Origin of the sequence: Mycobacterium sp. (assembly GCF_035653355.1) — a bacterium.
Lineage (GTDB): Bacteria > Actinomycetota > Actinomycetes > Mycobacteriales > Mycobacteriaceae > Mycobacterium.
This window is the reverse complement of record NZ_DASRBZ010000405.1, coordinates 1-11198: the sequence shown is the minus strand read 5'-3', so window position 1 is coordinate 11198 and position 11198 is coordinate 1. Positions and strand designations below refer to the sequence as shown.

The following is an 11198-nucleotide window of genomic DNA, read 5'->3' as shown; positions in this document are numbered from 1 at the left end:
TGTTCGCCTTCCCGGGTGGGGATCAGGATTACGCCGCGATTTCCCACTAATTCGCGATAGATGGACAGGGCATCAGTCGGCGCTACGCCGGACCCTTCGCCGTCTTTCATCGTGCGCGGTACACCGACGAAAACGATGCCTTCTATCCCGGCGGACACCAGCTCGGTGAGCCGCTGGCGCAGGGTGGGCTCGTCCATGAAAGCCGTGACCTGGCTGCACAATCCGCGCACCCCCGGCAGCTCCGGTTTGATGAGCGACCAGAACTCCAGCACGTCCAGCTTCGGTTTCATTTCGACGGGCCGGTCGTCCTCCTCGGCGATTAAACCCGGAATCATCACGTGCCCGATGTGGCCGTCGATGCCCGAGTCCGCGGACAATTGCGCGACTTTGCGCGCGTCTTCCAGCGCCTGCTGGGGGCCGCGCTCCAGGTTCGGCGGTACGAGTTCAAGCGCAACGGTGTTAAGGGTGCTGGCCACCCCGACAGCATAGGTGCGAGATAGTGAGCCTGTCGAAGCAACTTGGGTGGTGCCTTGAGCCCAGGGCCGTCTCCACCCCGCGAAACCAGCCGTACGCTCTAGCGTGAACACACATCGGGCGAAAGGGGCGCCGCGCTGAGCGTCGAAGCAGCGGCAGCCGTTGAGGTGGCCGACCGGATCACCGAGCAGCTGCGACGGTATCTGCGTGACCGCCGCACTGCGGCTGCTCACATCGGCGGTGACTACGACGCCCTGATCGCCCGGTTAGAGGAGTTCGTGCTCGTCGGCGGCAAGCGGCTGCGTCCGGTGTTCGCCTACTGGGGCTGGCGAGCGGTGGCCACCCGAGAGGCCGGCGCGAACGTGTTGCTGCTGTTCTCCGCGCTCGAACTGCTGCACGCCAGCGCGCTGGTGCATGACGACGTGATCGACGCGTCCGCAACCCGCCGCGGCCGGCCGACCACCCACGTGAACTTCGCCGAGTTGCACCGTGCCCGGCACTGGCGAGGCTCGGCAGACCAATTCGGGGTGTCGGCCGCCATCCTGCTCGGCGACTTGGCGCTGGCCTGGGCCGACGACATCGTCGCCGATGCCGATCTACCGCCCGACGCGCACCGCCGAGTCCGCCGGGTGTGGGCAGATATCCGCACAGAAGTCATGGGTGGCCAATACCTCGACATCGTCGCCGAGGCCAGCGCCACTGAATCGGTCGCCTCGGCGATGACCGTCAACACCTATAAGACCGCCTTCTACACCGTGGTGCGGCCGCTGCAATTGGGTGCCGCGGCGGCCGCGGATCGGCCCGACGTGCATGCAGTTTTCGAACGGGCCGGCATCGATCTCGGGCTGGCGTTTCAGCTGCGCGACGACGTCCTTGGTGTGTTCGGTGATCCCGCCGTCACCGGCAAGCCCTCCGGCGACGACCTACGGTCGGGCAAGCAAACCGTGCTGGTGGCCGAGGCGGTGGCGATGGCCGACCGGTCCGATCCAATGACGGCCAAACTATTGCGGTCCTCGATGGGCACTGAGCTGACCGACGCGCAGGTGCGCAAATTGCGCGATGTCATTCGGGCGCTAGGTGCGCTGGACGCCGTGGAACAGCGAATCGACAGGCTGACCCGGCGGGCGTTGGACACCTTGGCTTCCGCACCGATCAACGCAGCGGCCAGGGCAGGGCTGTCCGAGCTGGCCAAGCTGGCTGCCGCCAGGTCCGCGTGAGCGGTATGACCACTCCGACACCCACACCAGCCATTAAATCGGGTCACGTTGTCGGCCAAGGTCTTTCGCGGTTGCGGGAGTTCAGCGGTACCCGGGAGGCCGGGCCGGCGCTGCTGGGCTTCGTGGGTGCAGCGCTTATTACCGCGGGCGGGCTCGGAGCGGGCAGCACCAAGCCGCACGACCCGCTATTGGAGTCGATGCGCTTGTCGTGGCTGCGTTTCGGGCACGGGCTGGTGCTGTCCTCGACAGCGCTGTGGCTTGGTGTCGCCTTGATGCTGATCGCATGGCTGCGACTGGGACGGCGCGTGATCGCCGGCGAGGCAACCGAATACACGCTGGTGGCCACCACCGGTTTCTGGCTTGCGCCGCTGTTGCTGTCGGTGCCGGTCTTCAGCCGAGACACCTACTCGTATCTCGCCCAGGGCGCATTACTGCGCGACGGCCTCGACCCCTACGTCGCTGCTCCGGTCGACAACCCGAATCCCTTGCTGGACAACGTCAGTCCGATTTGGACTATCACCACCGCGCCGTACGGCCCGGCGTTCATTCTGGTCGCTAAGTTCATCACGATGCTGGTGGGCAACCACGTGATCGCCGGAACCATGCTGCTGCGATTATGCATGCTGCCCGGGCTGGCACTGCTGATTTGGGCTACACCGCGCATCGCTCGCCATCTCGGCGCAGATGCCCGCATAGCGCTATGGATCTGCGTGCTCAACCCGCTGGTGATCATCCATCTGATGGGTGGCGTCCATAACGAGATGCTGATGGTCGGGCTGATGGCCGCCGGCATCGCGCTGACTTTCGAGCGCCACCATGTCGCCGGCATCACGGTGGTCGCCGTGGCAGTAGCGGTCAAGGCGACAGCAGGGATAGCGCTGCCGTTTTTGGTCTGGGTGTGGATGCACCATCTGCGCGACCGCCGAGGCTACCGGCCACTACCGGCCTTCGCGGCGGCCGCCGCAACGTCGGTGCTGATCTTCGTTGCGGTATTCGCGGTGTTGTCCGCGGTGGCCCGGGTGAGCCTGGGCTGGCTGACCGCGCTGGCCGGTTCGGTGAAGATCATCAACTGGCTCACGGTGCCGACGGCGGTCGCGAACCTGGTGCACGCCTTGGGCGGATGGTTCTTCCCGGTCAACTTCTATGCCGTGCTGCACGTCACCCGGATCGTCGGGATCGCAATCATCGCCGTGGCGCTGCCCCTGCTGTGGTGGCGGTTTCGCCACAACGACCGCGAGGCATTGACCGGTATCGCGTGGGCGATGCTGGTGGTGGTGTTGTTCGTGCCCGCGGCGTTGCCGTGGTACTACTCCTGGCCGCTAGCAGTGGTGGCCTCGCTGGCTCAGTCGCGGGCATCGGTCGCGGCGATCGCGGCGTTCTCCACGTGGATCATGGTGATCTTCAGACCCGATGGGGCACACGGGATGTATTCGTGGCTGCATGTCTCGTTGGCGACGGCGTGCGCGGCGGTCGCGTGGTATGCGCTGTACCGGGCGCCGGAGCCGCGCAGCGAGATGGCCGAAAGTGACTAGTACGCCCTCAATAAGCCATAGCCTGGGCGCGGCGCACCACTTCGCGGGCCTGGTGGGCGTGCAGCGCGTCGACCGGACGGGCATTGGTCACGGCGTCGCGCGTCCCGTCCCGGGTGACGGTCAGCGACGGATCCGGGGTGAACAACCAGCGCACGATCTCGGTCTCGTGATAGCCGCCGTCGTGCAACACCACCAGGAGCCCCGGCAAGCTCTTGACCACCTCACCGGATTCGGTGAAGAAGATTCGCGGCACCACCACGTCACCGCGGCGTCGCACTGCGATCAGATGGCCTTCCCGCAGCTGCTGGTGAACCTTGCTGAGAGAGACGCCGAGTAACTCGGCGACCCGGGGCAGATCGTAAATGGGCTCGTCGGGATCAAGAACGTCGTCGCCGGCCGGAATACTGCTCACCGCGACAAGTCTAGAGCTGATACCGGCGCGCTGCGTGCACGTTTCGGCAGCCGAATCACACTGGCACCTACGATGGCTCCGTGGCCGCAGCTGTGACGGGGGATCCGCTCGACGGCGCGTTGCTGGACGGCCGGTACCGCGTCCAGGCCAAGATTGCCAGCGGCGGCACATCGACGGTCTACCGGGGCCTCGACGAGCGACTCGACCGCCCTGTCGCGGTGAAGGTGATGGACGCTCGCTACGCCGGTGACGAGCAATTTCTGACCCGCTTTCGGCTGGAGGCCCGCACGGTTGCGCGGCTCAAGCACCCGGGCCTGGTCGCGGTCTACGACCAAGGACTCGACGCCCGGCACCCGTTTCTGGTGATGGAGCTCATCGAGGGCGGCACACTGCGCGAATTGCTGATCGAGCGCGGCCCGATGCCGCCGCATGCGGTGGCCCCGGTGCTTCGGCCCGTGCTCGGTGGCCTGGGCGCCGCGCACCGCGCCGGGCTGGTGCATCGTGACGTCAAGCCGGAAAACGTGCTGATCTCCGACGACGGCGAAGTCAAGATCGCCGACTTCGGGTTGGTCCGCGCCGTGGCCGCCGCCGGAATCACCTCGGCCAGCGTCATTTTGGGCACCGCCGCCTACCTGTCCCCCGAGCAGGTACGCGACGGGAAACCCACGCCCAGCAGCGATGTCTACGCGGTCGGGATCCTGACGTATGAGTTGCTGACCGGCCGCACGCCGTTTTCCGGCGACTCGCCGCTGACCGTTGCCTACCAGCGTTTGGACAATGATGTGCCACCGCCCAGCGGCGCCATCGACGGAGTGCCCGCGCAGTTCGACGAGCTGGTGGCGCGTGCGACGGCCCGTGACCCCGCCGACCGCTATGCCGATGCATGCGAGTTGGGCGCCGAACTGGATGCTCTCGCCGACGAGTTGGGGCTACCGGAATTCCGGGTGCCGGCGCCGCGCAACTCCGCCCAGCACCGCTCAGCTGTGCTGTACCACAGTCGAATTCAAACTCAGCAGGTCACCGATCACCCGCCGCGCCCACCGGCGGCAGCGCCGGTTCGCCAACCCACCCGGCAGCTGACTCGCGACTGGCCTGCCGACGACGATGACGTCGACAACCAAGCGGTTTCAGGGCAATTCGCCGGTATCGAGCTCAGCGAATTCATCTGGGAACGGCAGCACGCCCGACGGATGGTGGTGGTCTGGGTGGCGATCGTGCTAGCCGTCACCGGGCTGATCGCCGCCGCGGCGTGGACCATCGGCAGCAACCTGAGCAGCCTGCTCTAGCGTTAGCTCGACAGCGTCAGTCGCGCAGCATCTCCGCAACCAGGAACGCCAACTCCAGCGACTGCTGGGTATTCAGCCGCGGATCACAGGCGGTTTCGTACCGGCCCACCAGGTCGGTGTCCGAAATGTCTTGCGCCCCACCCAAACACTCCGTCACGTCCTCGCCGGTGATCTCGACGTGGATGCCACCCGGGTGAGTGCCGAGCGCCCGGTGCACCTCGAAGAAGCCCTGCACTTCGTCGACGATGCGGTCGAAATGCCGGGTTTTGTAGCCGTTGGACGACTCGTGGGTGTTGCCGTGCATCGGATCACACTGCCAAATCACCTGGTGACCGGTGGCCTGAACCTTTTCGATGATCGGCGGCAGCAGATCACGCACCTTGTTGTTGCCCAGCCGACTCACCAAAGTCAGCCGGCCCGGCTTGTTGTGCGGGTCGAGCCGCTCGACGTATTCGACAGCCAGCTCGGGAGTCATCGTCGGGCCGATCTTGACTCCGATCGGGTTGGCGATGACTTCGGCGAAGGCGATATGCGCCCCGTCGAGCTGGCGCGTGCGTTCCCCGACCCAGACGTAGTGCGCCGAGAGGTCGTACAGCTTCGGCGTACCGTCGGGCTCCTCAGACAGCCGCAGCATGGCGCGCTCGTAGTCGAGCACCAGCGCCTCGTGACTGGCGTAGATTTCGGCGGTCTCGAGGTTGCGGTCGGCCACCCCGCAGGCGCTCATAAACGCCAGCCCGCGCTCGATCTCAGACGCCAGCGCTTCGTAGCGGGCGCCGGCCGGCGAGGTCCGCACGAATTCCCGGTTCCAGTCGAGCACCCGGTCCAACGACGCCAGGCCCGACGACGTCAGCGCCCGCACCAGATTCATCGCCGCGCTGGCGTTGGCGTAGGCACGCACCAGCCGCGACGGGTCATGCTCCCGGGCGGTGGAGTCCGGGGCGAACCCGTTGATCATGTCTCCGCGGTAGGACAACAGCCCCAGCGCGTCGATGTCGGCCGACCGGGGTTTGGCGTATTGGCCGGCGATCCGGGCCACCTTGACCACCGGCAAGCTGGCACCGTAGGTCAGCACGACCGCCATCTGCAGCAAGGTGCGGATATTGCCACGGATGTGTTGCTCGGTGTTGTCAGTGAACGTCTCCGCGCAGTCGCCGCCCTGCAGCAGAAACGCCTCACCGCGGGCGACTTGGGCCAGCAGCTCCTGCAGCCTCACAATCTCGGACGGCACCGTAACCGGTGGCACACTTTCCAAGACCTTGCGCATCGCCTCGGCCTGGTCGGCCGGCCAACTGGGCTGCTGGGCGGCCGGCCTCGCCAATGCGGCGTCCAGCCGCGCCCGCAGATCCGCAGGCAGCGGCGGCAGCGGTGGCAACTGGTCGATCGGGATGTCGACGGTCCAGTTCATCCATTCATCGTAACGGGCCTGCGGCGTTCGACCGCCCAGAGCAGCACGGATGCGAAGAGCTCAGTCCGCCACCGCGCCCGGTTCACCCGCCGCGATGATGAGCCGGAACCGTCGTAGCTGGTCACGGGCGTCGACCAGGGCGTCATGGGTATCGGGTGGGCGGGGTGGCATGCGGGGACGGCCCCGGTCTTCCCACAACTGGCGCAGTTCACGGGTAAACCGCGGCATCGCCGTCGGCAGCTCGGTCATTGGACCCCACAGCTGACACAGCGCCACATGGTCGTAGGCGCCGACCCACGCCCACAGCTCGATCGGCTCACCAGCATCGACGCGGAAGAACCGCTCGAGGTCGGAGCGGATCTGCAAGCGCGACCGCCACAACTGCGAAGCCGGTGGCGGAAGCTTGGGCAGCACATGCGTGCGCACCCAACTGCCGGCCCGTTCAGGGTCGAATTCAGTGGATACGCCGTAGTATTCGCGGCCGTCCTCGGCCACTACCCCGATGGAGATCAGGTCGATGGTGCGGCCGTCTTCGATGAACTCCGTGTCGTAGAAATACCGCACCTGCCGAACCCTAGCCCCCGCTTGCGAGGGCGCGCTGGATTCCTTCGGGTGGTGGGGCGGCGTGCACCTCGCGGTCCAGTTCCGCGTCGACCATGTCGTCGTCGGGCAGCCGCGGCGTACCGGCAACCATGTTCTGCAGCCACAGTTTGACTCCGACCACGGGGCGGCGCAGGTTGCGTTCCCGTTCGAGGGCACGCCGCATCTTGTCGAGCTGGGTGTTGTATCGCCAACGCGCCCAGGGAGCATGTGGACGCGACAACCGGATGGCGCCGACGACCAGCAGCATTACGAAGAACATGCCGATCAGCCCGGTCCACACCTTGCCCTTGAGCAGCACCACCACCGCCAGCGGCGGTGTCAGCACCAACCCGGCAATGACCGCGGCGTGCATCAGCGGCGAATGGGTGTCCTGCCAGGCGGCCAGAAAGAACATCAGCGGGTGCAGGCCGAGCACCAGCAGTCCGCCGACCGCGACAGCGGCAAACACCGCGTCCACCGAGGTGCGGCCGTCCTCTTCCCAGTAGACGTCGGACAGATGCAGGATCAACGCGTACTCGTCGAGCACCAGGGCCGCCCCGATACCGAAAAACATTGCGGCTGCGGTGACTTCATATTGGTTTCCGGTGATGGACAGGGTCACCAACGTCACACCGGAGATCATCACCATCACCACGCCGACGACAACGTGGTGGATGTGCACCGACCCGATGTAGACGTTCCGCGGCTGCCACCATTTCGGCGGCAGCCCGGCGCTAGCCCGGTGGCGGATGTAGCGCACGAAGCTGCGCGTCACCGCGAAAGTCAGAATGAACGCGACGAGGCAGCACAGCAACGGCAGTCGACCCCGCTCGATGATGTCGTGTTGCAACCACTGGAGCACCTAAGAAAACGTACGCCACCGGCCGCCCGTTGCGGCTAACCATGCCGCTTGAGGTGCACGCAACACCGATAGGGTGTTCTCCGACATGAGCGGACAGGGGTCGCCCGACACGGGCGCGTGGCGGGGGCGGGCCATCATCGGGCGGATCGCCGTGTGGTGTGTGCTTCCGCTGCTGGCCATCGCGGCCTTGAGCTATGCGAGCTGGCGGCTACTGGGACACATCCCCTACCGCATCGACATCGACGTCTATCAGATGGGCGCACGGGCCTGGCTGGACAACCGTCCGCTCTACAAAGACACGATGTTTCACACCCCCATCGGGCTGAACTTGCCGTTCACCTATCCCCCGCTGGCGGCGATCGTGTTCTGCCCCTTCGCGTGGTTGCGGATGCCGGCGGCCAGCGTGGCGATCACCTGCACGACGCTGGCGCTGCTGCTCGTCGCGATCATGGTCGTGTTGACCCGCCTCGATGTGTGGCGCTCGTCGCGCCTGCTGCCCGGTCCCGTCCGGTGGCGGCGGTGGTGGTTGGCGCTGGCCGTGGTAGCGGCTGCGGTGATCTGGCTGGAGCCGATCAAGTCAAACTTCGCCTACGGCCAGATCAACGTAGTGCTGATGACGCTGGTGATCGCCGACTGCCTGCCGCGCCGAACCGTGTTGCCCCGCGGCGTGCTGCTGGGGCTGGGCATCGCGCTGAAACTTACCCCCGCGGTGTTCCTGCTGTATTTCCTGTTGCGCCGCGAAGGACGCGCCGCGCTGACTGCCGTGTGTTCTTTCGCGGCGGCGACGCTGGCCGGTTTCGTGCTGGCCTGGCGCGACTCGCGGGAGTACTGGACCAACACGGTGCGCAACACCGATCGGATCGGCGCGGCCACGCTGAACACCAACCAGAACATCGCGGGCGCCTTGGCCCGCTCCGGCCTGGGTGAGCAGGAACGCTTCGTGCTGTGGGTGCTCGGGTGCCTGCTCGTGCTGGCCGTGACGATATGGGCAACGCGGCGGGTGCTCGCCGCCGGTGAGCCGGCGTTGGCGGTCATCTGCGTCGCTTTGTTCGGGTTGGTGGTGTCGCCGGTGTCGTGGTCGCACCACTGGGTGTGGATGCTGCCGGCGGTCCTGGTGACGGCGGTGCTGGCCTACCGCCGGCGCAGTGCAGCCCTTGCCGCGGTCAGCGCCGCCGGAGTGGCGCTGATGGTGTGGACGCCGATCGATCTGATGCCCAAGTACCACGAGACGACTGCGGCGTGGTGGCGACAGCTTGTCGGAGCCTCCTACGTGTGGTGGGCGCTGGCGGCGATCGTGACCGCCGGCATCACGGTCACGGCTCGCAGTGCGCGGGAGATCGCGACGGCGCCCGACCGGGCACCGATGTCGGCGGTCGGTTGGATGGCCGCGGACCGGGCGGATCAGCCGGCTGCGGTTTCGGGAATCCGGGCGGCGGTCCCACCGGACAGTGCCGCGGGTTTGTGACCGTTCTTGACGGTGGACGCATAGATGTCGACGTACTCCTGTCCCGACAATCTCATCAACTCGTACATCACCTCGTCGGTGACGGCCCGTTCGATGAAGTGGTTGCCGGCCAGTCCCTCGAAGCGAGAGAAGTCCATTGGTTTGCCGAAGCGGACGATAACCCGGCCGAACCGCCACATCTTGCTGCCCGGTGGGTTGACTTTGTCGGTGCCGATCATCGCCACCGGAATGACCGGCACCCCGGTGTGCAACGCCAGCCGTGCCAGCCCCGTCTTGCCCTTGTAGAGCCGCCCGTCGGGCGAGCGGGTGCCTTCGGGATACATGCCCAGTAACTTGCCCTCTTTGAGCAGTCGCTCCGCGGTGTCCAGCGCTGCCTGCGCGGCGTCACCGCTACTGCGGTCGATTGGCACCTGTCCAGTCGTGCTGTAGAACCAGCGGAGGAACCAGCCCTTCAGCCCCGTGCCGGTGAAGTACTCCCTCTTCGCCAGGAAGGTGATCCGACGCCGCACGACCAGCGGCAAATAGAAGCTGTCCGCGACAGCCAGATGGTTGCTGGCCAGTATCGCCGGCCCGGTGCGCGGAACATATTCCAGCCCTTCAACTTTCGGCCGGCCAAGAAGTGCAAGCAGGGGGCCCATGAAGATGTACTTGAGTAGCCAGTACCACATGGACCCTCCCTCTCACCCACACCCGACGGTGCTCTGCGCCAACTGTACCCACCGGCTGCGGATGCGACCACAGAGCGACGGGACAGCTACTCCTCGACGGTGACGGGAATCGGCTGGTACCGGCTGGTCGCCGGCGCCTCGCCAGTGGGCGCGGCCGTGGCGCCGCCACCGGGCGGCCCTCCGGGAGTCGGGGGCGGCGCCGACCGGTCCATGTCGTCGATGATCGCGCGGATCAACGTCAGCAGCGCAACACTGTGGTCGGCGATGACGGTCAGCAATGGGTGCTGGTCACCAGTCACCAGCGCCGCAAGCGCGCACACCGGACACCACATCTGCTGGCACTTGCCGGTGCCGACTCCGCTGCCTGACGCTCGCGCCGCCGCAGCACGCACCGCTGGGTCGATGCCATCCAGGATGCTCTGGGCAAGTTTCCGCAACTCTGGACCAATGTCGGGGTGAACGCCGGTCATGCTGGCCACACCTCCGGATCAGGTCGGAAACGTACCGTCAGCTCGCTGCCTCGAAGATGCGCGTCCAACACTGTGCATCGCCGCAGTACCGATGCCAACCGGACACGGCGCCGCATGCCGCCGACACCGATGATCAGGTCGTCGTCGACTCGGCCCAAGGTGAGCGCGCCGGACTCGAGTTGGGGCAACTCTAACCGCAATCGATACACCGACTGCAGCCCTGATCCTGATTCCAGGTCCACGACGGGACGCAGCGGCCCGGGCGGCGGCGACCCACCACGACGGCGCACACCGTCGAGCAGCTCGCCCAGCGCCTTGGGGCCGATCGGCTCACCGGCCAGATGAGGAGCCAGCACCAGCGCCACGTCACCGATGGTGGCGTCGAGTTCGTTCAGCACAGCTTGTTGCTCGCCGATCCGTTCGGCGTACCAGTCGAACGCCGGGTGCTCGGGGAGATTGCGGTACTCGTACGAATCGTCCTGCACCAAAATCTGGTTGACGATCAACTCCTCGACACGCACGCCCATCAGCGACAGCGAACCGAGCGTGCGGACCGCCTCGGCGGCGACCACCCGTTCGGCGGTCAGCACCAGATGCGCACCGACCACGCCGCCGTCGGTTAGCAGCGCGCTGAGCCGGTCAACGCTGGCGCGGATGCGCTCCAGCAGTTCCACGACTGCGGCGGAGCGGGTGTCGCTGGCGGCGACGGTCAGCCTGCGATGGCGCGGCCACGCGCGTTCCACGTAGAGCCCGAAGGTGGCAGGCAACGTCAGCATCCGCAACGCGTCGGCGGTGGAGGCACAGTCGACCACGATGTGATCCCAC

Annotated in this window: 12 protein-coding genes; 4 read left to right on the top strand and 8 right to left on the bottom strand. The window is 66.5% G+C overall.

What is annotated here, in order from left to right; all coding sequences use genetic code 11:
- Nucleotides 1–476 (bottom strand): mycobacterial-type methylenetetrahydrofolate reductase (locus tag VFA16_RS13945; RefSeq protein WP_324968387.1); only part of this gene is annotated, 476 nt, incomplete at its 3' end.
- A gap of 165 nt (nt 477–641) precedes the next feature.
- Here VFA16_RS13945 and idsA2 point away from each other — a divergent pair.
- Together idsA2 and VFA16_RS13935 are read left to right on the top strand one after the other, a co-directional pair.
- The gene (gene idsA2, locus VFA16_RS13940) at nt 642–1691 is read left to right on the top strand and encodes a bifunctional (2E,6E)-farnesyl/geranyl diphosphate synthase (RefSeq protein ID WP_324968386.1); all 1050 of its coding nucleotides are present in this window, start codon (nt 642–644) and stop codon (nt 1689–1691) included.
- Nucleotides 1692–1696: 5 nt separating this feature from the next.
- Nucleotides 1697–3223, top strand: coding sequence for an alpha-(1->6)-mannopyranosyltransferase A (locus VFA16_RS13935; RefSeq protein ID WP_324968385.1), 1527 nt, complete (start codon nt 1697–1699; stop codon nt 3221–3223).
- A 7-nt stretch (nt 3224–3230) separates the two neighbouring features.
- Here the strand turns inward: VFA16_RS13935 and VFA16_RS13930 are convergent, their stop codons facing one another.
- Complete coding sequence (locus tag VFA16_RS13930; RefSeq protein ID WP_324968384.1) at nt 3231–3635, bottom strand: Rv2175c family DNA-binding protein; 405 nt, start codon at nt 3633–3635, stop codon at nt 3231–3233.
- 80 nt (nt 3636–3715) lie between these two features.
- On the opposite strand from VFA16_RS13930, the gene VFA16_RS13925 reads away from it, so the two are divergent.
- The gene (locus VFA16_RS13925) at nt 3716–4921 is read left to right on the top strand and encodes a protein kinase domain-containing protein (protein WP_324968383.1); all 1206 of its coding nucleotides are present in this window, start codon (nt 3716–3718) and stop codon (nt 4919–4921) included.
- Between the two features lie 16 nt (nt 4922–4937).
- Here the strand turns inward: VFA16_RS13925 and VFA16_RS13920 are convergent, their stop codons facing one another.
- Genes VFA16_RS13920 through VFA16_RS13910 form a run of 3 tightly spaced genes read right to left on the bottom strand, consistent with a single transcriptional unit; the run spans nt 4938 to nt 7770 of the window.
- A complete protein-coding gene (locus VFA16_RS13920; RefSeq protein WP_324968382.1) occupies nt 4938–6326 on the bottom strand; it encodes a class II 3-deoxy-7-phosphoheptulonate synthase in 1389 nt (462 codons plus the stop codon).
- 60 nt (nt 6327–6386) lie between these two features.
- Complete coding sequence (locus VFA16_RS13915) at nt 6387–6890, bottom strand: polyadenylate-specific 3'-exoribonuclease AS (protein ID WP_324968381.1); 504 nt, start codon at nt 6888–6890, stop codon at nt 6387–6389.
- Between the two features lie 10 nt (nt 6891–6900).
- Complete coding sequence (locus VFA16_RS13910) at nt 6901–7770, bottom strand: hypothetical protein (protein ID WP_324968380.1); 870 nt, start codon at nt 7768–7770, stop codon at nt 6901–6903.
- Nucleotides 7771–7855: 85 nt separating this feature from the next.
- Here VFA16_RS13910 and VFA16_RS13905 point away from each other — a divergent pair, with 85 nt between their 5' ends.
- Entirely contained in the window at nt 7856–9235 is a 1380-nt protein-coding gene (locus VFA16_RS13905; protein WP_414687718.1) for a glycosyltransferase 87 family protein, read from the top strand.
- On the opposite strand, the gene VFA16_RS13900 is transcribed toward VFA16_RS13905, so the two are convergent.
- The 3 genes from VFA16_RS13900 to VFA16_RS13890 form a co-directional block, all read right to left on the bottom strand.
- The gene (locus VFA16_RS13900) at nt 9172–9903 is read right to left on the bottom strand and encodes a lysophospholipid acyltransferase family protein (RefSeq protein ID WP_324968379.1); all 732 of its coding nucleotides are present in this window, start codon (nt 9901–9903) and stop codon (nt 9172–9174) included. The genes VFA16_RS13905 and VFA16_RS13900 overlap by 64 nt on opposite strands.
- An 86-nt stretch (nt 9904–9989) precedes the next feature.
- A complete protein-coding gene (locus tag VFA16_RS13895) occupies nt 9990–10373 on the bottom strand; it encodes a hypothetical protein (protein WP_324968378.1) in 384 nt (127 codons plus the stop codon).
- The coding region (locus VFA16_RS13890; protein ID WP_324968377.1) for an ArsA family ATPase at nt 10370–11198 on the bottom strand (829 nt) is incomplete at its 5' end. The genes VFA16_RS13895 and VFA16_RS13890, both read right to left, overlap by 4 nt.